Annotated in this window: 19 protein-coding genes and 1 pseudogene; 8 read left to right on the top strand and 12 right to left on the bottom strand. The window is 67.2% G+C overall.

The window, feature by feature from the left end; translation table 11 throughout:
• Window positions 1-28 precede the first annotated feature (28 nt).
• Both ACIPSE_RS02995 and ACIPSE_RS03000 read right to left on the bottom strand, forming a co-directional pair.
• Complete coding sequence (locus ACIPSE_RS02995; RefSeq protein ID WP_401656744.1) at window positions 29-2,347, bottom strand: glycosyltransferase; 2,319 nt, start codon at window positions 2,345-2,347, stop codon at window positions 29-31.
• Window positions 2,344-3,807: a glycosyltransferase family 29 protein gene (locus ACIPSE_RS03000; RefSeq protein ID WP_401656746.1), complete on the bottom strand. Its 1,464-nt coding sequence runs from the start codon at window positions 3,805-3,807 to the stop codon at window positions 2,344-2,346. The genes ACIPSE_RS02995 and ACIPSE_RS03000 overlap by 4 nt, the downstream gene beginning before the upstream one ends.
• A 226-nt stretch (window positions 3,808-4,033) precedes the next feature.
• On the opposite strand from ACIPSE_RS03000, the gene ACIPSE_RS03005 reads away from it, so the two are divergent.
• Both ACIPSE_RS03005 and ACIPSE_RS03010 read left to right on the top strand, forming a co-directional pair.
• Window positions 4,034-5,152, top strand: a complete 1,119-nt coding sequence (locus ACIPSE_RS03005; protein ID WP_401656748.1) for an acyltransferase family protein — start codon at window positions 4,034-4,036, stop codon at window positions 5,150-5,152.
• 75 nt (window positions 5,153-5,227) lie between these two features.
• A complete protein-coding gene (locus tag ACIPSE_RS03010) occupies window positions 5,228-6,112 on the top strand; it encodes a class I SAM-dependent methyltransferase (protein WP_401656750.1) in 885 nt (294 codons plus the stop codon).
• An 84-nt stretch (window positions 6,113-6,196) separates the two neighbouring features.
• On the opposite strand, the gene ACIPSE_RS03015 is transcribed toward ACIPSE_RS03010, so the two are convergent.
• Window positions 6,197-6,847 (bottom strand): TetR/AcrR family transcriptional regulator C-terminal domain-containing protein, encoded by a 651-nt coding sequence (locus ACIPSE_RS03015; RefSeq protein WP_401656753.1) that lies wholly within the window; start codon window positions 6,845-6,847, stop codon window positions 6,197-6,199.
• Between the two features lie 71 nt (window positions 6,848-6,918).
• Between ACIPSE_RS03015 and ACIPSE_RS03020 the strand changes: the two genes are divergently transcribed.
• Window positions 6,919-8,307, top strand: a complete 1,389-nt coding sequence (locus ACIPSE_RS03020; protein ID WP_401656755.1) for an FAD-dependent oxidoreductase — start codon at window positions 6,919-6,921, stop codon at window positions 8,305-8,307.
• Between the two features lie 7 nt (window positions 8,308-8,314).
• Here the strand turns inward: ACIPSE_RS03020 and ACIPSE_RS03025 are convergent.
• Window positions 8,315-8,548, bottom strand: a pseudogene (locus ACIPSE_RS03025) (LysE family transporter); the annotation flags it as partial.
• Between the two features lie 35 nt (window positions 8,549-8,583).
• Between ACIPSE_RS03025 and ACIPSE_RS03030 the strand changes: the two are divergent.
• The gene (locus tag ACIPSE_RS03030) at window positions 8,584-10,161 is read left to right on the top strand and encodes a recombinase family protein (protein WP_401656757.1); all 1,578 of its coding nucleotides are present in this window, start codon (window positions 8,584-8,586) and stop codon (window positions 10,159-10,161) included.
• 1,046 nt (window positions 10,162-11,207) lie between these two features.
• Entirely contained in the window at window positions 11,208-11,522 is a 315-nt protein-coding gene (locus tag ACIPSE_RS03035) for an HNH endonuclease signature motif containing protein (protein ID WP_401657648.1), read from the top strand.
• A gap of 183 nt (window positions 11,523-11,705) precedes the next feature.
• On the opposite strand, the gene ACIPSE_RS03040 is transcribed toward ACIPSE_RS03035, so the two are convergent.
• Window positions 11,706-12,095, bottom strand: coding sequence for a hypothetical protein (locus ACIPSE_RS03040; protein ID WP_401656759.1), 390 nt, complete (start codon window positions 12,093-12,095; stop codon window positions 11,706-11,708).
• 711 nt (window positions 12,096-12,806) lie between these two features.
• Between ACIPSE_RS03040 and ACIPSE_RS03045 the strand changes: the two genes are divergently transcribed.
• The gene (locus ACIPSE_RS03045) at window positions 12,807-13,979 is read left to right on the top strand and encodes a phage major capsid protein (protein WP_401656762.1); all 1,173 of its coding nucleotides are present in this window, start codon (window positions 12,807-12,809) and stop codon (window positions 13,977-13,979) included.
• Window positions 13,980-14,110: 131 nt separating this feature from the next.
• Complete coding sequence (locus ACIPSE_RS03050; RefSeq protein ID WP_401656764.1) at window positions 14,111-14,494, top strand: HNH endonuclease signature motif containing protein; 384 nt, start codon at window positions 14,111-14,113, stop codon at window positions 14,492-14,494.
• A 723-nt stretch (window positions 14,495-15,217) separates the two neighbouring features.
• Here ACIPSE_RS03050 and ACIPSE_RS03055 read toward each other — a convergent pair.
• From ACIPSE_RS03055 to ACIPSE_RS03075, 5 genes are all read right to left on the bottom strand, one after another.
• Window positions 15,218-16,057 (bottom strand): helix-turn-helix domain-containing protein, encoded by an 840-nt coding sequence (locus tag ACIPSE_RS03055; RefSeq protein ID WP_401656767.1) that lies wholly within the window; start codon window positions 16,055-16,057, stop codon window positions 15,218-15,220.
• Window positions 16,047-16,568 (bottom strand): DUF6879 family protein, encoded by a 522-nt coding sequence (locus ACIPSE_RS03060; RefSeq protein ID WP_401656769.1) that lies wholly within the window; start codon window positions 16,566-16,568, stop codon window positions 16,047-16,049. The genes ACIPSE_RS03055 and ACIPSE_RS03060 overlap by 11 nt, the downstream gene beginning before the upstream one ends.
• Window positions 16,552-16,758 (bottom strand): hypothetical protein, encoded by a 207-nt coding sequence (locus ACIPSE_RS03065; RefSeq protein ID WP_401656771.1) that lies wholly within the window; start codon window positions 16,756-16,758, stop codon window positions 16,552-16,554. The genes ACIPSE_RS03060 and ACIPSE_RS03065 overlap by 17 nt, the downstream gene beginning before the upstream one ends.
• 388 nt (window positions 16,759-17,146) lie before the next feature.
• Entirely contained in the window at window positions 17,147-17,788 is a 642-nt protein-coding gene (leuE, locus tag ACIPSE_RS03070; protein WP_401656773.1) for a leucine efflux protein LeuE, read from the bottom strand.
• 106 nt (window positions 17,789-17,894) lie between these two features.
• Window positions 17,895-19,475: a methylmalonyl-CoA mutase gene (locus ACIPSE_RS03075; RefSeq protein ID WP_401656775.1), complete on the bottom strand. Its 1,581-nt coding sequence runs from the start codon at window positions 19,473-19,475 to the stop codon at window positions 17,895-17,897.
• Between the two features lie 125 nt (window positions 19,476-19,600).
• Between ACIPSE_RS03075 and ACIPSE_RS03080 the strand changes: the two genes are divergently transcribed.
• Complete coding sequence (locus tag ACIPSE_RS03080; RefSeq protein WP_401656777.1) at window positions 19,601-20,410, top strand: L,D-transpeptidase family protein; 810 nt, start codon at window positions 19,601-19,603, stop codon at window positions 20,408-20,410.
• 182 nt (window positions 20,411-20,592) lie between these two features.
• On the opposite strand, the gene ACIPSE_RS03085 is transcribed toward ACIPSE_RS03080, so the two are convergent.
• Together ACIPSE_RS03085 and ACIPSE_RS03090 are read right to left on the bottom strand one after the other, a co-directional pair.
• Entirely contained in the window at window positions 20,593-21,747 is a 1,155-nt protein-coding gene (locus ACIPSE_RS03085) for a hypothetical protein (RefSeq protein ID WP_401656779.1), read from the bottom strand.
• The gene (locus ACIPSE_RS03090; protein ID WP_401656781.1) at window positions 21,747-22,418 is read right to left on the bottom strand and encodes an RNA polymerase sigma factor; all 672 of its coding nucleotides are present in this window, start codon (window positions 22,416-22,418) and stop codon (window positions 21,747-21,749) included. Before ACIPSE_RS03090 ends, ACIPSE_RS03085 begins: the two co-directional genes overlap by 1 nt.
• Between the last annotated feature and the right edge of the window lie 95 nt (window positions 22,419-22,513).

The following is a 22,513-nucleotide window of genomic DNA, read 5'->3' on the forward strand; positions in this document are numbered from 1 at the left end:
CGGATAGCCCGGCCTGTCACCCGGCGGCTCAACTGCCCAGGATCACCCGCAGATCGGCCGCGTTCGCCTCGGTGGCCTTCCAGAGTTCCTGCTGCCTGCCGTGCACGTCGGCGACGGTCTTGGCGTGGTCGGACAGGAGGTCCGTGGCGCGTTCGACCAGACGGGCGGCGAGGTGGCGGTCGTGCACGGAGACACCCCATTCGGGGCGCTCGATGTCACGGAGGAAGTACGCCATCTTCGGGTGCGAGATGAGGCTGATGATGGGCGTGCCGACACCGAACGGGATCATGCCCGCGTGGCCGCGCATGCCGATGACCAGCTTGGTGCGGGCGTAGAGGTCGCGGATCTCGTCGTTGTCGAAGTCGTACATCGGGATGACCGGCAGCGACACCCCGTGCTCGCGGCGCAGGTCGAAGGCGATCTTCTCGTCGTCGAGGGAGTGCGCCACGCACTGCACCTCGGCGAGCGAGCCGAGGTCCCGGACGGCCTGGGCCATCTGGGCGAGGAAGTAGCCGTAGTCGTGGCCGAAGCGCAGCCCCGCCCGGTCGTACGCGGCGTTGACGAGGATGGTGTCGTCGCGCCGGACCGGGTCCTGCCAGCCGTCGACCAGCTGGCGCATGACCGTGGTCGGGCAGGGCTGGAAGCGGACCTTGTCGTGCAGCCGCGCCGGGATCATCGCCCGGACCTTCTCGATCGAGCCGTGGTTGCGCAGCCCGAAGAAGGCCGACCTCTCGACGAGTTGGAGCAGCGACTCGCGGAAGCGGTTGGCCCGGTAGGACTGTCCGTCGAAGGCGTTGAAGCCGACGGCGAAGACCGCGATGGGCACGTCGATGCGGTTCAGCAGGGCGTCCGGGACGTTCCACTGCCAGGCGCTGTTGCCGTTGGGCATGGTGTCCGGGATGAACAGCCCGCCGCCGCCGATGACCAGCCCGCGCCGGGAGTTGACCCGCTCCAGCGCCGCCTCGTCGAAGAGCCGGTGGGCGTGGACGGAGTGCCAGCGGCGTGAGGTGATGTCGGAGCCGAAGGCGAGCCGCACGGTCTCCGGGAGGAGCTTGTCGCCGGCGTTGCCCTGGCGGTCCATGTAGAAGGCGACGTGGGCGAGCTGCTCCCCGGGGCTGCCCTGTTCCTGTGCGGGGACGGCGGCGGCGCGCTGCGTCCACAGCCGGCTGGGCCGGTGGGTGGGGTCGACGGTGATGCCGGCCGTGGCGTACCGCAGGGCCTCGGTGTCGTCGCCGTGCACCCACGCCATCTGGGCGAGCCGGGAGTAGGCGGTGGCGGCCCGGTTGGGGGCGGCGGTCGCCAGCAGCAGCCGGGCCTTGGCCTCCTCGTAGCGGGAGACGCTCATCAGGGCGTGGCCGAGCACCTCGTGCGGCCAGGCCTCGTCGAGCGGGATGCGCACGCCGGAGAGGATGTCGACGGCGTCCTGGTAGTCGCCGTTCGCGATGTGCGCGGCGGCGACCTTGCGGGCGACCTCGACGTCGCCGGTGCGCCGCACGTGCGGGGTGCCGAAGTGGACGACCAGGTCGTGGTGGAGGCCGCCCGGGCGCTCCAGGTACGCGGCGTGGAAGTCGGCGTCCGACAGCTCGTACTCGCGCCACTTCTCCTCGGCCAGGCTGTACCCGGCCTCGCCGCCCTGCCACGGCTTGTGGCGGCCGGTGAAGTGCAGGATCGCGGTGTCCTCGGGGACGGGCAGGTCGCCGGAGAGCCGCCGCTTGACGAAGTTGTAGCGCGGGTCCAGACGCACGAAGTCACCGTCGAGGACGGCGTTGAGGATGCCCTGGTCGTGCTTGTCGAGCTCGTAGTCGCCGGAGCGTCCGCACCGGTCGATCCGGGCGCAGAACTCGTCGCTCAGGTACTCCCGCTGGATGACCAGCAGACCGGAGTTGAGCTTGTGCTGCCCGTAGAAGAACTGCGGTACGGCCGCGAGTCCCTCGCGGAGCTGGAGGAGTTCGCCGAGATCGCCCAGGACCACCATGTCGGTGTCGAGGGTGATGACCGTGTCGTAGGCGCGCAGGCGGAAGACGTCGAGGATGAAGTACGCCTTGCGGACCAGGTAGTTGTCCTGGTCGCCCTTCTTGTAGGCGTCGTAGTGCGTGTCGTCGACCCGCTGGAGGACGATCCTCGGGTGCAGGGCGCGGATCCTGGCGATCGACCCGGGGCGCAGGTCGTCGTAGAGGACGACGAAGTCCTCGCACACGCCCGGGTTGGACAGGGCGAGGCTTCTGAGGAGGGTCAGGAAGCCGGGGAGGTAGTTCTCGTCCACGTAGGACGCGAAGGCGATGCGGCGCTTGCCGGTCAGGGCGTGGGCGTCGGTGACGGGGGCCGCGGGCAGGGTGGTCGTGGTCATCGCAGGGATATCCTCATGTCGGTGACGCTCTGGGCCCGCTGCATGACCCAGTCCTTCTCGCTGGTGTACTCGTGGACGGACGTGATGGCGAGCTTCATCGCCTCCTGGACCCGGTAGGCGCCGCTCTCGTAGAAGTCGAAGCCGATCAGGTCGAGCGTGGGGCTGACGTCCAGGAAGTCCAGCAGCCACAGCATGTTGAAGCCGGTCGTGGGGATGCCCGACCAGGCCTCGGTGGAGACCCTGCCGATGTTGCGCAGGGGCCAGCGCAGCGACTCGTCGCCGAGGTAGGTCTGCGCGCCGGGCACCAGGCGGTTGCGCAGCGAGTACTTCCAGTCGTTGGAGAGCCCGCCGAACACCAGCCGGGTGGTGACCTGCTGGTCCCAGTTGAAGCCGTGCTTGTGGATGGTGGCGTGGATGTCGGTCCTGCTGCCCGTGTGCCGCGGGTCGATGCGGTACGAGTTGAACCGTACGACGAGGTCGTAGCCGTCGATCTCGGCGCCCATCGAACTGGCGCCGACACGGCCGGAGTTGGCGATCAGGCAGATCGACTTCCCGGCGATCAGGTTGCGGAACTCGCCGAGGCTGACCCACTGCACCCCGCCGACGGTCGGGTCGGCGACCGGGCCGCGCATCCGGCCCCGGCGCTGCTCGGCGTAGAGCGCGAGGGCCTCGGTGAGGGCGGCGAGGTCGGTGGACTCGGCGGACCTCAGGTCCAGGTACTGGGTGAGGAGTTCCTGCCGTTCGGCGACCGGGGCGTTCTCGGCGCCGAGGCTCAGGAGCGCTCCCACGAGGCGGGGTTCGGCCTCGGTCCAGTCGCCCCTGGCCTGCGCGGTGAGCCCCTCGGCCCATACGTCGGTGGCGGGGCGGCGGGCGAACTCCTCGGCGCGCGGGGCCTGTCGCCGCAGCAGGGCGAGCAGTTCGCGCTCCTTGCCGGCGGCGAGGCGGAGCCCGGCGATCTTGGCGCGGACGCCGAACCCGTCGTCGTCGGTGAGGCCGAGGTAGCGCTCGTACGCCTCGACGGCCTCGTCCTCCTCGCCGAGCGCCTCCAGGAGGCGGGCGCGCAGCCGCCAGCCGGCGCGGGAGTTCTTGCGCTGGGCGAGGACGGTGTCGCTGATGACCAGGGCGAGGTTCAGCTCGTCGTCGTAGCCGCACTCCAGCGCCTTGTTGGCGACGGCGAGGAGCGCGTCGAGGAGTTCGCCCGGGATCACGGGGGCCGGGGTGGCGGCGCCCTTGACGGCCCGCTTGAGCAGGGCGGTGGCGCCGCCGGCCGGCGCGGGCGCGGCACCGGAGGTGCTCGTCATGCCCCAGGCGACCAGGAGTTTGCGCAGTTGTTCGGCGAGTTCGACGCGGCGGCGGTCGATGCTGCCGACGACCTTCCCGCTGTGCACTGCACAGGCGCGGAGGCACTCGTCCAGTTCCCCTCCACGCGCGCGTGCACGCCTCTTCTGGACCGTCGTCATGGCACTCCCGTTTTTTCTTACCGATTCCGAGCTGCACTCGGGGTTTACGTCTACGTAGGGGGATTCCGAGGAAATTTAGGAATCCAAAACGACAGACAGGTGAACTCGCGGAAGCCGGGCGGCCAATCGTTGGGTCGCCGACCAGAACAAGCCTGTGAATCGGACTAACGTGCCTGTGTACGCCCATAGGAAGCGCCGGGAACGCCGGAAGCACGAGGGGATTCACGTGACCACGACGACCGTCCGGCTGGGGACGACCGACACACCCCGGCGGCCGGAACGGGCGGCCCCTCGGAAGGACCGGCTGCGCGCCCTCGACGGGCTGCGCCTGGTGGCGGCGCTGATGGTGGCCTGCTATCACTACGGCGGCCGGGGCGGCGATGTCACCGCGGCCTGGGGCGGCTCCCCCAAGGACCAGTTCCCGACGCTGCAGACCTTTTTCTCGTACGGCTGTCTCGGTGTCCAGGTCTTCTTCGTGATCAGCGGATTCGTGATCTGCATGAGCGGCTGGGGGCGCCCGCTGACATCGTTCTTCGCGTCCCGGGCCTCGCGGCTGCTGCCCGCGTACTGGTTCGCGGTGGTGCTGGTCACCGCCGTGTTCGCGCTGCCGATGGTCGCCTACAAGGCGGTCTCGCCGAGCGACGCCCTGGTGAACATGACGATGCTTCAGCAGCCGCTCGGCGTGGACCGGGTGCTCGGGGTGTGCTGGACGCTCTGGGCCGAGGTGCGCTTCTACGCGCTGTTCGCGCTCTGTGTCGTCCTGCCCGGGGCCACCCGCCGCCGGGTGATCATGTTCTGCGCGTGCTGGACCCTCGCCTCGGTGTTCGCGGTCGCCTCCGAGGAGCCGCTGCTCGACCTGGTGCTGATGCCGGAGTACGCCCCGTTCTTCATCGGCGGCGTGGGCCTCTACCTCGTCCACCGCGACCGGCGGGACGTCCACGGGTGGGGGATCGTCGCGGTGAGCTTCCTGATCGGTCAGCACATCGCGGTGAGCAACCTGTGGAACAACGACCCGGACGCCTTCGCGCACCGCACCGCGTTCGGCGTCATCGGCGTCGTCGCGTTCGGTTTCGTCGCCGTCGCCGCGATCGCGCTGGGCCTGCTCAACTGGGCGAACTGGCGCTGGCTGACGGTCGCGGGCGCCCTGACATACCCGTTCTACCTGGTCCACGAGCATCTGGGCTGGGTGGTCATCCACGCCCTGCACATCGGGCTCGGGCTGCCGTCGGCGGAGACCTTCGCGCTGACCGTGGCGGGGATGCTGCTGCTGGCCTGGCTGATGAACCGTTACATCGAGAAGCCTCTGACCCCGAAACTCCGTTCGGCTCTGACCAAGGGTCGTTGAGACGCGGCGAGCTGTTCACCTGACGTTCCGCCGGTGGTCGGTTCGTCCTGGTCCCTGTGAGCAGGATTACCCCCCATGGACAACCCACAGGAGACTCACACCCACCCCGGCGAGCTCACGGACGTCCCCGGCTGGTTCCCGCCGCTCGACCAGGTGCTCTTCACCTGGTTCCTGGAGCGGCAGGAGAACCTGGGCCGCACGGGCGACCTGCTGGAACTCGGCGCGTACATGGGCAAGAGCGCGATCCTGCTCGGCCGGCACCTGCGCGCGGGCGAGCGGTTCACGGTCTGCGACCTGTTCGGCGGCGAGGCACCCGACGGGGCCAACAGGGCGGAGACGGCGAAGTCGTACGCCTCGCTGACCCGGCAGGCCTTCGAGCGCAACTACCTCTCCTTCCACGACGAGCTGCCCCGGGTCGTCGAGGCCCCCAGCTCCGTCGTCTCCACCGAGGTGGACGCCGGCTCCTGCCGCTTCGTGCACATCGACGCGTCGCATCTGTACGCGCACGTCCGCGACGACATCGGGGCCGCCCGCGACATCCTCCAGCCGGACGGGATCGTCGTCCTGGACGACTTCCGCTCCGAGCACACCCCCGGCGTCTCCGTGGCCACCTGGGAGGCGGTCCTGAACCGGGGGCTGCGCCCGGTCTGTCTCAGCACCCAGAAGCTGTACGGCACCTGGGGCGACCCCACGGCCGTGCAGGAGGAGCTCCTCACCGCGCTGCGGGCCCGCGGCGACGTGGGTCTGAGCGTGCAGGACGCCGCGGGGCACCGGCTGGTCAGGACCCGGGCCCGGGGCATGAAGACGCCGGAGTTCCCCCGCTCACGCCACTACCGGGCCCCGGAACCGACGCCCGTCCCCGCTCCCCGCCCGCCCCGCCGCTCCCGGGGCCGCCGCCTCGCCCTGGACCTGCTGCCCCCGATCGTGACCCGGGCGGTACGGCGGGCCCGGACGAGCTAGGGCCTGCCCGGCGGGCCGTGCGGCGCACGCGGGGGTCCGTCCGGAACGCGTTCCTCCCCCACGGCCCCGAAGGCGTGGGGCGCGCTAGCCGCGGCGGTACCGCGTCTCGACGCCCGCGATCGCCAGGGCCAGGCCCTCCTCGAAGTGGTGGTCGTAGTCCTCGAAGATCTCCGCGCCCGCCGCGGCCGACAGGGGGAAGTCGGCCATCAGGCGGGCGCGTTCGGCGATGTCGTAGCCCTCGCGCCGCTCGCCCGGCAGCGGGAGGACGCCCTGTTCCTCGGTGACGAAGCCGAGGGTGTAGAAGTACGTCGTCGAGGTGGCGCGGACCGCTTCGGCGAGGGTGAACCCGGCGGCCGTGAACAGCCGCAGGTTGTCCTCCATCGCCTCGACGTGCACGAGGCTCGTGAAGCGGGTGCCGCTGAAGACCTTGGCGCCGTCGCGGTAGCCGAGCAGGGCCGCGCGCAGTCCGCGGTTGGCCTTGAGCAGCCGTTCCTGCCAGGTGTCGGCGGGGTCGAGCGGCGTGCCGGCCGTCATCCGCCGGTACATCTCGGTCGCCATCTCGTCCAGCAACGCCTGCTTGTCCTTGAAGTGCCAGTAGAGCGCGGGCGCCTTCACGTCCAGTTCGCGGGCGATGGCCCGCAGGGTCAGCCCGTCGAGGCCCACCTCGTTCAGCAGCCTCAGGGCGGTGTCCGCGACCCGGGCGCGGTCGAGGGGGGCGCGTTTCTCCGTACTCACGCTTGACAGCTTAACAGCGTTAAGGGCAGCCTTGCGGGCAACGGAACTTAACAACGTTAAGGAGAACGATCATGGACGTCCTGATCGTGGGGGCCGGCCCGACCGGTCTGGCCCTCGGCATCGACCTCGCCCGGCGCGGCGTGGACGCGCTGGTCGTGGAGAAGGCGCCGAGGCTGTTCCCCGGCTCGCGCGGCAAGGGGCTCCAGCCCCGCACCATGGAGGTCTTCGACGACCTCGGCGTCCTCGACGCCATCCACGCGGCCGGCGGCGACTACCCGGTGGGCATGGTCTGGCAGGACGGCGAACGCGTCGGCGAGCACCACATGTTCGACCCGGCCGAGCCCAGCGAGGACGCGCCGTACAACCGGCCGTGGATGGTGCCGCAGTGGCGCACCCAGGAGATCCTGCGCGACCGCCTGGAGGAACTGGGCGGCCGGATCGCCTTCGACCGCGAGGTGACGGGCCTGACGCAGGACGACGACGGCGTGGACGTCACCTTCGCCGACGGCTCCGGCCTGCGCGCCCGGTACGTCGTCGCCGCCGACGGCGGACGCTCGGCGCTGCGGCGCGCGCTGGGCGTCGCCATGACCGGCGAGACCGTCGACCCGCACCCGACGCTGGTCGCCGACGTCCGCATCACCGGCCTGGACCGCGACAACTGGCACCTCTTCCCGCCGCGCGAGGGCTCCGACGGCCTCCTGGCCCTCTGCCCCCTCGCGGGCACCGAGGACTTCCAGGTCATGGCCCGGTTCCCCGAGGGCACGAGCGTGGACCTCTCCCTGGACGGCGTCCGCAAGGTCGTCGCCGCCCGCTCCCACCTGGCCCCCGAGGACCTCACCGAAGTGCGCTGGGCCTCCGACTTCCGCCCCCGCGCCGCCCTCGCGGACCGCTTCCGCGTCGGCCGCGTCCTCCTCGCCGGGGACGCCGCCCACATCCACTCACCGGCGGGCGGACAGGGCCTCAACACCAGCGTCCAGGACGCCTACAACCTGGGCTGGAAGCTCGACGCGGTCCTGACCGGGGGCGCGCCCGCCACCCTGCTCCACACCTACGAGGAGGAGCGGCGCCCCGTCGCCGCCGAGATGCTGGGCCTGTCCACCAGCGTCCACCGCGGCGAGACCCGGCGCGGCGACGCGACCCGTCAGCTCGGCCTCGGCTACCGCGGCTCGTCCCTCACCGAGGAGACCCGCCCGGCCCCGGGCCCGGTCCGGGCGGGCGACCGCGCACCGGACGGCACGCTGGGCGGCGTACGGCTCTTCGACGCCTTCCGGGGGCCGCACTGGACGCTCCTGGCCGTCGCCGCCGAGGCACCGGCGGACACGCCCTTCCCCGTCGTGCGCGGCGAGGAGCAGACGTCGTACGGGCCGGGCCTGTTCCTGGTGCGGCCGGACGGTTACGTGGGCTGGGCGGGCGCGACGGCCGACGGCCTCGCGGAGTACGCCCGGCGCCTCGCCCTGTGACCGGTTGTCACACGCCGCTCGCCAGCGACAGCTTCACCGCGAACCCGAGGAACAGCGCGCCCGCCGCGGAGGTCGCCCCCGCCGACAGCCGCCGGCGGCGCCGGAAGGCCTCCGCGAGCCTCGTCCCGCTGAAGATCAGCGCGGTCAGGTACAGGAAGCTGGCCAGCTGCGCGAAGGCGCCGAGGACGACGAAGGACACCGCCGGGTAGGCGTACCCGGGGTCGACGAACTGCACAAAGAACGTTCCAGACTCAAACTGCCTGTACTGTCGCGCCCATGACCGTCATCAAGACCGCACCCGAGTGGACCGCTGAGGAACTGGCAGAGCTGGCCGACCTGCGGGCGAGGAATGATGCACTACCGGAGGACTCGCCCCGTGGCCTGTTGTCGGTACGCCTGTCCATCCTCACGGAGGACACCACCAGCCCGGCACGTCAGGAACTGGATCTTCGCCGCCACGCCATCCGAGAAGGTGTGCGGGTTGTCGGCGTAGCTAGGGACCTCGGAGTGTCCGCAACCAAGAAAGCCCCTTGGGAGCGGAAGGAACTCGGCGACTGGCTCAACAACCGCATACCCGAGTTCGACTTGATCCTTTTCTGGAAGTTGGACCGATTCATCAGACGCATTTCCGACCTGCACGAGATTATCAAGTGGTGCGAGAGGTTCGGGAAGAATCTGATTTCTCTCAATGACACTCTGGATCTGTCATCTCCGATGGCGCAAGCGATGGTCACTTTCATTGCAGCCGTGGCGGAGATTGAGGCGGCCAACACTAAGACTCGCGTTTCGTCGCATTGGGAGTACACAAAGCAACAGGATCAATGGCGTATCGGTAAGCCGTCGTTTGGCTACAAGACTGCCAGGGTGGGCGGGAAACTCCGCCTAGTGCAGGAACCGAAGCAAGCGCGAGCTGTGCGCTACATGTTTGAGGCCGCAATGCGCGGGGTTCCGGCAAACCACATCTCCAAGGTTCTAGACAGAGCCAATGTTCCTACCTACAGCAACCGGAAATGGAACAATCAGCAGGTCCTCAGGATTCTCAGAAACCCCGCCGTGAAGGGGATTCGCACCGAAGGGGGAACTAAGGCCACCACCTACAAGTCAAAGCCGGTGCTAGACAAGCAGGGCCAGGAAATCAGAGTCACGGATGAACCGATCCTGACTGCCGAAGAATTTGAAAGCGTACAAGCGGCACTTGCCACCCGCTCGAAGAACAAGCGTCACCATGAAAAGAACCGCCGCCCCACCAGATTCCTCGGGGTCATGAAACACCGGTGCGGCAGAAACGTAAACGAAACGAACAGCTACAAGACGCTCTCTACAGGTGAGGTGAAAGAGTACCGGTACCTGCGATGCCCCGATTGCCGGAAGCCGGGATTCGTGACACCGGACCCTGAGCACGTGTACTCGGCCCTAGCACAAGCCGTCTTTGAGGCCCTGGGGGATTTCGAAGTGATCCGACGCGAGTACGCCCGAGGTGACGAAAACAGACGCGAGCGGAAGCGGCTTGAAGAGTCGATCGCCTACTACATGTCTGGGCTGGAGCCTGGCGGAAGGTTCGATAAGGCCGGGTTCATCCGAGAGAAGGCGGAGACCACGCTAGACGCCCTCATGAGTGACTTGACCAAGATCGATCCGGAATCCACAAAGGACAGGTGGGTCTACGAAACAACCGGCATGACCTACAGCCACCACTGGCAGGCCGGTGGGGTGGAAGCCATGGAGAAGGATCTACTGAGCGCCGGAATAACCTTCGAACTCGGGAGGCAGGACGATGGGGAGCTTTTGGGCCAGTTGGTCATCCCGCACGATGTAAAGGAACGGCTGATCAGGATGGAAAACAACTGGAGCTAGCAGCACCGGATTAGCCTACGAAACAAAGATGCCCCCTCCAGAAGGAGGGGGCATCTCTTATGTCAACTCTCGGAAGGGTAGACGACATCGCCAACGACTCTCCGATTACCGTCCTCATCCTCGATCACAGTCACGACACGCATACTCCCCCATTCGGCACTGAGGCCGTTCAACAGGTGACGCCAGCGAGGAAACCTTGCACCCCAACCCCCTGGCGAAGTCAAAGAAGCCGTTTAAACGCTTTCCCTTGATTCCGCCACCCCTACCCCCGTAGAACCTTTTTTCGTGACCACCCCACGAAAGAAGGCTGAACCATGACCTTCCTACGCCAATACGCGGGCACCATCGGGGAGCGCAGAGCGAAGCTCCGTAAGCGTGGCTTCGCCCTTGCGGCCGAAACGGCTCCCCCGGGCGGACAGGCAGCCCTCTGGTATGCCGAGGCGGCTCTGTGTGTACCGCGTAGCGGTGAGGCCGTAGCAAGGCAGATAGCACGCCTCTGCGGCGACGATTCCGAGGTGACCATTCCGTGGCGTTCACTCGCCGAGGCTGTCGGCATCCGCGACCGGGCGGGGAACCTTCGCCGGTACACCGAGCGAGGGGTGATGACCCTAACCGACGCCGGATGGCTGGAAGTTGAGACTGTCGGCAGCAAGCGCGGAGCGAGGACGACGTTCCGCCTACGGGCGGGTGCCCGTTCCCCGGAACACCTCAGGCGAACCAATGACCGGAAGCGGTTCGCCGGGGCGGCCTGAACGGCCCTCGGCGACTTATGGCCTTAGTAAGGCCCCTCTTGGGGCCGTTGGCTGCTCCGCTACGCAGCAATGCCCTGGCCGATCAAGGCCAGGGGAACTTTTGGCCTTAAGAGATGCAGCGCCCTTCTAGGGCGCCGCTTCGTAGCAGATCGCTACCGTTCGCTTCTTGCCCTGGCCGACTGATGAAGGCCAGTCAACAACCTTGCTACGGGCGCCCCGCCGAGGGCGCCCTAACTGTTTCTACTTAGCTGCGCCCCAAAGGGACGCTCTCTTGGAGTAGTTATGCCAATGTCTATGTGTAGCCACTGTAAGCGGCTCGATCCGCTCGACTCCCGCTGTGAGCCGTGCTCTCTGGCCGGGGCCAGGCGAAGGGAGAAGAAGCGGCAGGCCACGCGCCCGTCACCTCGGGAGCGTGGCTACGACTCCGAGTATCGAAGAGCTAGAGCCGCGACCCTCGCGGCTGACCCTGTCTGCTCGATCTGTCGCCGCAGTCCGGCGACTACTGCCGATCACAAAGTTCCGCTCAGCCGAGGCCGGACGAACGACATAGCCAACCTGCGCCCGGCCTGCGGGCCGTGCAACTTCAGCCGAGGCAACAGAGCGGCCTAGAAAGGCCGCCCATTGCCCTCACTGGCCCGAGGTGGTTCAACAGCTTTGCGGCGGCTTGAGGGCCGCTCAGGACCACTCCTGGCCGCTACAGGATTGAAGGATTCCTCTCGCCGCGTGTGCTGCCGATCGTGCGACACCCGCAGAGAGAACGGCTACCGGAAGGGGAAGCGGTACTAGGAAACCCTAGCCCCACTTCTTCAGAAATTCAGGCGACCAGTCAAAGAATATGGGCCACCGGCGCTCTTTCAAGATGTACGGATTCCAGTCGGGTCCGTACCACGGCAGCCTAGCGCAGTCGGGGCAGAAGTTCTCAAAGTCCAGCCTGAGCCACTCCGGTTGAGACTCCAAAAAATCTCCACCATGAAGTTCTTCGTGCTTCCGCGTCAGAGTTCCATCCAGTCGGCACCATCGACACATGATGGAGAACCCATCCGGGTGGCCGCCATTGTCATGCTCATCGCTGAACTTGTCACCCAAGGTTTGGTTGAGCTCATCGGATAGCTTCGTGGCCCGATGCTGATCAAACGCGTGCCCGGCGACTTCAATCAGTGCCATAACTACATCAACGATCATGCTTTGCCCCCCAAACGATCGTTGACAGGGCATTCCCGCACCGAAGATCGATAAACGACTTCGGCCCTATCACTCCCTCAGACTCGCGTGACGTCCTGGTGCCGAAACCGGTAGGGACAGCACGCGGCCCCCAACCGGGGCCGAGAGCACACCAGATGAAGCCTTGACAAGGATTCTGGCTCAGATTCTCGGCTCCCCAAGGGGGAAGGGGGGTTCGAAAGGCTGAACGAAGCCTTTCCCGCACCCGCGCCTTACCCTTCACGCGCATGCGCGGGGGTTAGCCCGAACCCGTGGGACCGATAGCCGGTCCGTAACTCGGCCGAGGCATTCCAAGGGTTGCGCAGTATCGAGCCGAGTAGCGCGTGAGGTTTCGCGCTACCTAACAGTTCTATGAAGGGTGAAAGCTGAACCTCGAAGAGGCATGGGACATGAAGAACACAGTCGAGCTGAAGTGCTGGGCTTGTGAGAAGCCCTTCGATATCGGATACGGTCCTGGCCGGCCACCCCGGTATTGCGGCCCTTCTTGCAAGAATCTAGCGCGCAGAGTTGCGCGCAGAGTCCGCTTCATAGAGCGGATTGAGCGTCAGCGTGCGTCGCACGCTGACGTATCTCCGTAACAAAATTTCAGACTAGCTAGCCGCCCCACCCGAATCAGGGTGATGGGCGGTTTTTTCATGGCCTTTTCCGGCCGCGACCAATGAAGGAACTAAAATGAGTAACTGCTCTCCCCTGCTCAGGGCTCAGGCTAAGGCCGCTCTAGAGAAGCGTGCAAACCTCGTTGCCGAGATGCGCAGCGTGCAGGCCGCCGCGAACCTTTCGGACGCCGAGAAGCGCGAGCGCATCGAGCGTCTCGACGTCGATGTCAACGCCCTTGAGGCCGAGGCCCGAGAAGCTGTAGCGCGCGGCGAGCGAGAGGCCGAGGTTCGATCCCTCACGGGTAACTCTGCGCTATTCGCGCAGACCGGCAATCAGCGACAGGCCGAGGATGAGAATGCGTGGCGTTCCCTCATGCCGTCGCTCAGCGAATACCGTGCGCTTATCGCTGAGGGCACCCCGAGCAGCGGCGGATACACGGTTCCCTCCGGGACGGCATCGAAGTACATCGACGCTCTGAAGGCCAATTCGGCCTTCCTTCGAGGGCTTCCGCCTGAAAGCGTCGTGCCCTTCGATTCGGCCACCTTCTCCGTTCCGCAGCTAGTTTCTTCGACTGGCACTGACTACGTCGACGAGGGTGAAACTATTCCGGAAGGGGAAATGGTCTGGGGAGAGGTCAAGTTTGAGGCGACGAAGATCGGCCGGATTCAGTGGGCTACTGTCGAGATTCTTGAAGACAGTGCGGTCAACCAGCGTAACGCCATTGCGAACAACCTTCTCCGTGACGCTTCCCTGAAGTTCGATGCTGACGCGTTCACCGGTTCGGGGTCGAACCCGGTCAAGGGAGTCCTTTCACAGGGCATCTCTACGACTCTCGGAACGGGCAAGATCACTGTCACCTATGACGACCTGGCGGACGCCGTAGCCCGTATTGAGGCCATGAACGGAACGCCTTCGGTCGTATGGGCTTCCGTTGATATGGCTGCGGCTCTCCGGAAGGAGAAGGCGGCCGGGTCCGGCAACTATCAGGGCGGCTCTCCAGTAGACGCTCCCGCGTCGACTGCATGGGGTCTGCCGATCCTTCCGAGTGCCTTCCTTCCGCCTAAGACTGTTGTCGTGGCTGATGGCTCGCGCATCATGGTTGGTATTCGCCGTAATGCTTCGGTGAAGGTTTCCGAGGATGCTCGCTTCGATTCTGATCAGGTCGGATTCAAGCTGACGATGCGAGTTGCTGGTGTTTCTCTGGCCGAGGCGTCCTCGGCGCAGATTGTAAAGGCTTCCGCTAGCTAGCGGAAAGAGTGACGGGAACGGGTTTGGTCGCCCCGTTCCCGGCACTCTTTTTAGCCTTCTTCAATTACTTAGCATGTGACCGAATTTTCCTCGTGCTCTAGAAGGAATCTCCAGTGAAGACTTTCCTTAACATGGCCGACAAGGCCGCAGTCCTCGGATACGTACGATCCCGCTGCATTATCTGGCCTGCCAGTGAGGGCGGATGCTGGGAGTGGGATTACTCGAAAACGCCTGACGGCTACGGCCGATTCACGGCCGACAAGCGTTCTTACTACGCACACCGGGAGGCTTACAGGGCCTCCGGACGACGAATACCCGAAGGGTGGACTGTCGATCACCTCTGCCAGAATCGGGCCTGCTGTAACCCGGAGCATCTCTCTTCGGTGACCAGGGCCGAGAATACCCGCAGGGCACGTAACACCTACTGGAGCGCGTTCATGCGCTCTCACTTTTCCGCGCAGAACGTAGCTCGGCAAATCGGCGGCTCGGTCATCGAGAAGGATAATGCAGCGTGAAGACCCCGCTTGATGAGATCATGGCGTCGTCCGTTCCCGTTATCGAGACCGGCTGCCGGATTTGGCGTGGGAAGACTTCGACCGAGGGTGAGCCCATTTTTGGGCGTGACCGTGAAACCCTCGTGAAGCGTTACCTTACGGCGAAGAAGTACCGAGGGCCGATGGTTGAGGACACGTTCAGGAACCGATGCGGGAATCGACTCTGCATCACGGTGACCCATCTGGTCTTGCCCGACCGTAGGCCCCACCGAATTTGATCGGTGGGGCCTGGCCGGCCATCTAGGCGAGTGGGGATTCGCCGTCCCTAGAAGGCCGGGGCTCCTTCTCGCGTTGTTGGGATTCTCGTGCGCGCTGCTCGCGGGCTTCGCGCCGTTCCCGACCGAGCTTGATAAGGGTTATGGGCATGACGGGCGGAATGGGGCCTAGCAAGATTGGTCATCCTTTCGGGCACACGAGATGCCGGTAGACGACGAATGGTGCTCCTGACATGCGCTCAACGCTTCCCCGCCGAACCCGCTCTAGCGGCTTGATCGACTTAAGGCAGGCTGGACACATCTCGCCACGGGGAGCGAAGGTGACGTACTCCCATTGGCTTGCGTCCGTGGTGTCCGCCGATGCTGTCGCTCTCATGCTGTGACCTCTCCCCGCGACCTCTCTTCGTCCAGCAATGCTGCCGCGAAGCGCAGCGATCTTCGAGCATTATTTGCGAGGTCAGGTAAAAGATCATGACCGGAACCGAGAGGCCCACTCAGTCAAATGTTCTCTGCACTCGTCCCCGTGCAGGGCATAAGACTCGTACCGCTCGAAGTCATCCCGGTACGCGGTCACGTCTCTGTGATCGCGGAGGATAAGCGCGCCGGTGTGCGTTTCCACCTGCACTAGACGTCGGTCATAAACGGTGAACACGCTCAGCGGTGTCTCATTGACCGGTCCGACTGTCCCGAGAGGGATCACACCGAGCCGTACGTTCGGGATGCGCGATACGGAAATAAGCCGGTCGATTTGCATAGCCATGAGGATGGGTGATGCAAGTGGCCACCGAACGGCTTGTTCGGTGAGCAGGAACGTGAAGAACTTTGAAGGGTCTGTGAGAACCTTTTGACGTTCTATCTTCCTGGCCACTGTTCTGGACATGTCTCCAGGGTTCCGTGCGAGACTCGCCCGCACGTAATCGGGCGTTGCCAGTAGGCCCGTGATCATCGTTGGCAGGAAGAACCGAAACTCTGTGGTCACGGACTCCAGTCCGGCTAGATCATTCTGCTTCTTGTCAATCCCACGGCGGCGAGATGCCCAAAGGTCTTGCCATTCTGTGTTGGCCGTACGGGCGAGGGCCAGTATTTCTGCGGCAAGTGGGCTCCCAGCCCCAATCGCCTCAAGGATCAGCTCTACATCAACAATGGTGGGTGTGAGCTTTCCGCCCTCTATGTTACTGATCTTGGTTTGGCTCATGTTGCACAGGCGAGCGAGCCGAGTCTGAGTCAACCCGGCTCGCTTGCGCTCGTTGCGTAGTGCTTCCGCTAGGCCAGACCGCGACTGATCTAGCGACTCAGGCTCAAATGTCAAGGCCCTTCACGTACTCCTCAAAGGGCACCGACTCAGCCCGCGCGATGCGCTGATATTCGATGAACGGTGCAGGGTCGCCCTCAAAGACCTCGCGGCTGATCTGCGTTCCGTCCGCCTCGTAATTCATGAGCACAACTTCGGACCGGTCGAACAGCCAGAAATCCTGAACTCCCTCAAGAGGGTTGGGGCGATTGGTCACGTCCAAGATCCGGATTTCGTCCCCGGCTACCGCGTGGGCGCCGTAGTACATGAACTCAAACCGCAGGTAGTCCGTTAGCGGCCGGGACACGATATGCACTCGGCCTTTGGTCTTCCCTTCGGACCGCAGCTTCCGAAGGCCGTCCGTATAGCCGGAGGAGTAGTTGGCCACGTCGATCCGCTGCCCATTGAGGAAGTCTTGGATATCCCCGTCTTCGCTGGGGACCCTGTACCAAGGCAGCGTTTCAAGTCGCCACGCCTCACGCTGGAAGCCCTGGATTCGGGCGGTCCACCCCTTACCATCCAAGAGCACGGACAGCCTCCCTCAGGACGCTCTCGGGGATTTCTACGAGCCCTTCGCCGGTCGGCGGCGTAAAGGCGTCTGACACGTCGCCCTGAACGACGAACGAACCGGACTCGGTCCGGTAGACGTTGGGGCAATCGTCGTTGTTGCAGTTGCCGTTTCCGTTGCCGGTGAGCCGCGTCAGTTCCTCGCGAGACATGCCGTAACCCCTTTACGTCTGGCCCCTGTTGAAGCCGTTGAACACGACGCTACGGGTGCGGCTCATCGGCGTCTATGCGGTATCGCCAATATTCGCGTTGTCGGGTACGGGCAGGTAGACGCACGGGGCGCGAGGCTTAGAAGGTGGGCAGAACGCCCGGGACTCAGGAAGCCTCCGAAGTACGCACGGCCTTCACGGTAAGTGGCTGCCGCTTCCGCCTGCCGGGCGAGCTGACAAGAGCAGCGAACGGGGTGACCTCGGAGAGTTCCGGAGACTCCTTCGGGGGCCTCTTGGACACCCCCAGGGCTCCCAGTGCCTCCCGCTGCTCCTGGAGGCTCATGCGGGCGAACAGGGCCGCAGCGTCGTCAAGGTGGGACACGTCAGGCTCCTACACACTTGCCAGGGAGAGCTTCACCGCGAACCCGAGGAACAGCGCGCCCGCCGCCGAGGTCGCCCCCGCCGACAGCCTCCGACGTCGCCGGAAGGCGGCGGCCAAACGAGACCCGCCGAAGATGAGCGCGGAGAGGTACAACATGCTTGCCACCTGGGCGAGTACGCCCAGGGTCACGAACCCCACAACCGGGTTGGACTCCGACACGAACTGCACGAAGAAGGCGACGAAGAACAGGATCGCCTTCGGGTTGAAGAGGCTCACCACGAGCGCCCGGCGGAAGGGCCGCTCGTCCTGGACGCCCGCCGGGGCCTCCTCGGCGGTCTGTTCCCGGCGCGCCTTCCACATCCCCCAGGCGGCCCGCAGCATGCCGACCGCCAGCCACGTCAGATACCCGGCACCGGCGTACTTCACGATGCCGAACAGCACGGCGTTGCCCTGGAGCAGGGACGCCACCCCGGCGGCGGACAGCGTCATCAGCACGGTGTCCCCGCACCACACGCCCGCGGCGGCGGTGTACCCGGCGCGTACGCCGCGCCGGGCGGCGACGGACAGCACGTACAGCGAGTTGGGGCCGGGCAGCAGCACGATCAGGACGAGGCCGGCCAGGTAGGTGGGGAGGTCGATGACACCGAACATGAGGAGGAGTGTCGCACGAAGGTCCGACATCACCCCCTACCGGGACGGTCACCCCCTACCGGGACGGTCACCTCCTACCGGGACGGTCACCCTCGCCCGGGACGGTTCAGAAGGTCTCGCTGGGCACGTACACCCCCCACACCTCCCGCAGGGCGTCACAGACCTCCCCCACGGTCGCCCTCGCCCGCAGCGCCTCCTTCATCGGGTGCAGCACGTTGTCCTCCCCCTCGGCCGTCTTCCGCAGCGCGTCCAGGGCCGCGTCCACCGCCCGCCCGTCCCGTTCCGCCCGCAGCCGGGCCAGGCGCTCGACCTGCTGGGTCTCGATCGCCGGGTCCACGCGGAGCGGCTCGTAGGGCTCCTCCTCGTCGAGGCGGAAACGGTTGACGCCGACGACCACGCGCTCACCGGAGTCCGTCTCCCGGGCGATGCGGTACGCGTTGCGTTCGATCTCGCCCTTCTGGAAGCCGTGCTCGATGGCGGCGACCGCCCCGCCGAGGTCCTCCACCCGCCGCATGAGGGCGAGGGCGGCCGACTCCACGTCGTCCGTCAGCGTCTCGATCACGTACGAGCCGGCGAACGGGTCGACCGTCGCCGTCACATCCGTCTCGTGGGCGAGGACCTGCTGGGTGCGCAGGGCGAGGCGGGCGCTCTTGTCGGTGGGCAGGGCGATGGCCTCGTCGAAGGAGTTGGTGTGCAGGGACTGGGTGCCGCCCAGCACCGCGCCCAGCGCCTGGACCGCGACCCGGACGAGGTTCACCTCGGGCTGCTGGGCGGTGAGCTGGACCCCGGCCGTCTGGGTGTGGAAGCGCAGCATCAGCGACCTGGGGTTCCGCGCGCCGAACTCCTCCCGCATCACCCGCGCCCACAGACGCCGGGCGGCACGGAACTTGGCGACCTCCTCCAGGATCGTCGTGCGCGCCACGAAGAAGAAGGACAGCCGGGGCGCGAAGTCGTCGACGTCCAGGCCCGCCGCCACCGCCGTACGGACGTACTCGATGCCGTCGGCGAGGGTGAACGCGATCTCCTGCGCGGGCGAGGCGCCCGCCTCGGCCATGTGGTAGCCGGAGATGGAGATGGTGTTCCACTTCGGGATCGCGGTGCGGCAGTACCTGAAGATGTCGGCGGTCAGCCGCAGCGAGGGCTCGGGCGGGAAGATGTACGTGCCGCGCGCGATGTACTCCTTCAGCACGTCGTTCTGGACCGTGCCGGTGAGCCGGTCCGCCGCCACCCCCTGCTCCTCCGCGACGAGCTGGTACAGCAGGAGCAGCGGCGCCGCCGGGGCGTTGATCGTCATCGAGGTCGAGACCCGGTCCAGCGGGATGCCGTCGAAGAGGACCCGCATGTCGTCGACGGAGTCGACGGCCACGCCGACCTTGCCGACCTCGCCGTGCGCGAGGGGCGCGTCGGAGTCGTGGCCCATCTGGGTCGGGAGGTCGAAGGCGACGGACAGGCCCGTGGTGCCGTTGGCGATGAGCTGCCGGTAGCGGGCGTTGGACTCGGTCGCCGTGCCGAACCCGGCGTACTGGCGCATGGTCCAGGGGCGGCCCGTGTACATGGACGGATACACGCCCCGGGTGAAGGGGTAGGCGCCGGGCGCCCCGAGCCGCTCCGCCGGGTCCCAGCCCGCCAGGGCCTCGGGTCCGTACAGCGGTTCGATGGGCAGTCCGGACTCCGACTCGCGCGCCATGGTGTGCCGCCTCCCGTCACTGGGGTACTGGTCCCACGATGCCGCGTCGTTGGCAACCAGTCATCCGCGGGCACATCGCAGCGACGGTCGGTGAGACGGCGGGGGTCGGGATGCGTATGAAGGGCATGGGGCGAGTGATCGCCGCGCTGGTGGCGGCGGCCGTGGTGAGCGGCTGCACGGTCCGGGCCGCGGACGGCGACGGCAAGGGCGGCGACTCGCCCGTGCGCATCGACCTGCCCGGCAGCGCCTCCCCCACCCCCCGGGCGACGACCCCGTCGCCCACCCGGTCGCAGGCCGCGCCGGCCCAGGTCCTGTGGTCGCGCGGCGACACCGGGCGGGACGTCCGTGAGCTCCAGGCCCGGCTGCGCCAGGTCGCCTGGATCTTCGAGGGGCCGACCGGGAGGTACGACGAGACGACCGTGGAGGCGGTCAAGGGGTTCCAGGGCAAGCGCGGGCTGCCGAGGACCGGGCAGACGGACAGCGTCACCTGGAAGCGGCTGCTGGGGATGACGAGCGAGCCCGGGAAGTGGGACCTGTACCTGATGGGCGGGCAGCCCGCCGACGCCCCGGACAAGCGGTGCATGACCGGGCGGGTGCTGTGCATCAGCAAGTCGAGCCGCACCTTGCGCTGGATGGTGGACGGGCGGACGCTGACGACCCTCCCGGTCCGCTTCGGCTCCGAGGGCACACCGACCCGCGAGGGCGTCTTCCACGTCTACTGGAAGTCCCGCGACCACTACTCGACGCTCTACGACTCGCCGATGCCGTACGCGATGTTCTTCAGCGGGGGCCAGGCCGTGCACTACTCCACGGACTTCGCCGCCCGGGGGTACGCCGGTGGCTCGCACGGCTGTGTGAACGTCCGGGACGAGGCGGGGATCGCGCGGCTGTTCGGCGAGGTCCGCGACGGCGACAAGGTCGTCGTGCACTGGTGAGCTGAGCACGCGTGGAGGTGTGGGGCGCGGGCGGAACCGGGGGAACGTGTCCCGCCCGCGCCGAATGCACGAGCCGTGGGTACGGGGGGAACCCCGGCTCTGTGCGACGGCCGATGACCAGTCGGCTCACTCAGTACTGCGCCGGGGCGGCCCAAAACGTCACACCGGCCGCGAAGAAACTTTCACGCGCCGGAAAACCGCAGCTCAGAGGGGTGGGCATCGGCGAGGGCGGTGTACGACGGACCGGGTGACCGCGTGCCCGGTTCCTGGCTGCCGCGGGGCTGGAGCGGGGTGAGGGCCGAGGGGGCGGTGGTGGAGACGCCGCCGTCCGTGCCGTGATCGTTCCCGTTCCCGTTGCCGTTCCCGTTGTTGCCGCCGCCGTTGTTGCCGCCGTTGCCGTTGCCGTTGCCCTTGGTGAAACCTCTTCCGCCGCCCTCGTCGTTGTCCCCGCCGTCACCGCTGTCGTCGCCGCCCTTGCCGTCGCCGGACTTGTCGGAGAAGCCCGAGTCGCCGTCACCGTCGCCGTCGTCGCCGTGTCCGTCACCGGACCGGCCGTCGGTGTACTGGTCGTAGTACGCGAGGACGTCCGAGCAGAACGAGTCCACCTTGGCGGAACCGCCCGCCACCTTCTCCAGGGCGCGGCCTCGGTCCTCGGAGAGCTGCCCGCCCTCGCGCAGGGTGCGGCAGGCGGAGGTGGTGCCGCTCCACCAGCCGTGGCCCCAGTCCTTCTTGCCCTCCTGGCCGTCGGTCCCGGGCGCGGTGGCGTCGCCGGCGGTGTCCCGTCCGGCGCCGGGGTCGGCGGCACCGGTGGAGCCGTCCGGGGTCGCCGCGTCCCCGCCGGTGCCGTCGGGGGTCGGTGAGACGAGCGGGCGGTCCGGCGTCACGGCCGCGGACACCGAGGCCTCGGGCCCCGGGTCGCCGCCGAACGTCGGCAGCACCCCGGCCGCGACGGCGGCGGCCACCCCGCCGACCATGCCGAGGGCGAGCGAGGCGGCCAGGGCGAACCGCACGGGGCGGCGGGAGCGGCGGGCGGGGACGTCACGGGCGCCGATGCGGACGAGGCCGACGTCGTCGGGGCCGGAACCGGCGGACGAGCGGACGGTCTCCGTCGCGCCGCGGTCGGCGTGGGCCTTGCGGAACGCGGCCAGGGCCGCCGCCTCACCAGGGAGTTCGCAGTCGTCCGCGGCCGGCGCGGGCACGGCGAGCGCGTCGAGGGCCTCGGCGAGACGGGCCGCGTCGGTGCGGGCGGCGGGGGCGACAGCGTTGTCCGGTGACTCGCCGCGCAGCAATCGCTCCGCCACCTCGGCGTCCAGCCACGCGTCCTGCTTGTCGGCCATCACATGTCCTTCTGCGTCCGCGGACGCGTATGCGTCACACTCGCGGACGTCACCGCTCGGTCACGCGGTTCTCGCTGGGGCGGCAGGGCGTCGAGTCCGCCGCCCGCTTCCGGATCGGCTCCGTCGGCCCCGAGGAGTTCGGCGAGCCTGCGCAGTCCGCGGTGCGCCGCCGTGCGCACGGCTCCCGGCCGTTTGCCCAGGGTCTCGGCGGCGGTCTTGGCGTCGAGTCCCATCACGACCCTGAGGACGACGGCCTCGGCCTGGTCCTGGGGCAGCCGGGCGATGAGGGAGAGGGCGCTGTCGGTGGCCAGGGCCTCGATCGCCTCGCCCGCGGTGTCCGACTCGGCGGGTTTCCCGGTCAGTTCGCTCTCGTCGCCGCCGATGGCGGGGCGGCGTCCGCGCATCCGTATGTGGTCCAGGGCGCGGTTGCGGGCGATCCGGGCGGCCCAGCCGCGGAAGCGGTCCGCGTCACCGGCGAACCGGTCCAGGTCACGGGCTATCTGGAGCCAGGACTCCGAGGCCACGTCCTCCGCGTCCGCGTCACCGACCAGCGTTCGGACGTATCCGAGCAGCCGTGGGTGCACGGCGCGGTACACAGTCCGGAACGCGGTCTCGTCCCCGGCCTGTGCCGCAAGCACCGCGGCGGTCAGCTCCGCGTCATCCCCCAGCACGCATGGATCCTCAGTCGATGGTCACGGTCGGCGCGAAAGGCACGTTACGACCTGAAACCGCTGCTCGTCCATGTCCTTACAAGATGCGACCGTCC

Origin of the sequence: Streptomyces sp. NPDC090106, assembly GCF_044747265.1 — a bacterium.
In the GTDB taxonomy this organism is placed as follows: domain Bacteria; phylum Actinomycetota; class Actinomycetes; order Streptomycetales; family Streptomycetaceae; genus Streptomyces.

Coding starts and splice junctions, on each gene's coding strand:
- ACIPSE_RS03085 (WP_401656779.1), bottom strand. CDS start 21,747: ATGGCCGACAAGCAGGACGCGTGGCTGGACGCCGAGGTGGCGGAGCGA.
- ACIPSE_RS03045 (WP_401656762.1), top strand. CDS start 12,807: ATGAGTAACTGCTCTCCCCTGCTCAGGGCTCAGGCTAAGGCCGCTCTA.
- ACIPSE_RS03075 (WP_401656775.1), bottom strand. CDS start 19,475: ATGGCGCGCGAGTCGGAGTCCGGACTGCCCATCGAACCGCTGTACGGA.
- ACIPSE_RS03040 (WP_401656759.1), bottom strand. CDS start 12,095: ATGATCGTTGATGTAGTTATGGCACTGATTGAAGTCGCCGGGCACGCG.
- ACIPSE_RS03000 (WP_401656746.1), bottom strand. CDS start 3,807: ATGACGACGGTCCAGAAGAGGCGTGCACGCGCGCGTGGAGGGGAACTG.
- ACIPSE_RS03035 (WP_401657648.1), top strand. CDS start 11,208: ATGTGTAGCCACTGTAAGCGGCTCGATCCGCTCGACTCCCGCTGTGAG.
- ACIPSE_RS03065 (WP_401656771.1), bottom strand. CDS start 16,758: ATGTCTCGCGAGGAACTGACGCGGCTCACCGGCAACGGAAACGGCAAC.
- ACIPSE_RS02995 (WP_401656744.1), bottom strand. CDS start 2,347: ATGACCACGACCACCCTGCCCGCGGCCCCCGTCACCGACGCCCACGCC.
- ACIPSE_RS03020 (WP_401656755.1), top strand. CDS start 6,919: ATGGACGTCCTGATCGTGGGGGCCGGCCCGACCGGTCTGGCCCTCGGC.
- ACIPSE_RS03010 (WP_401656750.1), top strand. CDS start 5,228: ATGGACAACCCACAGGAGACTCACACCCACCCCGGCGAGCTCACGGAC.
- ACIPSE_RS03030 (WP_401656757.1), top strand. CDS start 8,584: ATGACCGTCATCAAGACCGCACCCGAGTGGACCGCTGAGGAACTGGCA.
- leuE (WP_401656773.1), bottom strand. CDS start 17,788: ATGTTCGGTGTCATCGACCTCCCCACCTACCTGGCCGGCCTCGTCCTG.
- ACIPSE_RS03080 (WP_401656777.1), top strand. CDS start 19,601: ATGGGGCGAGTGATCGCCGCGCTGGTGGCGGCGGCCGTGGTGAGCGGC.
- ACIPSE_RS03050 (WP_401656764.1), top strand. CDS start 14,111: ATGGCCGACAAGGCCGCAGTCCTCGGATACGTACGATCCCGCTGCATT.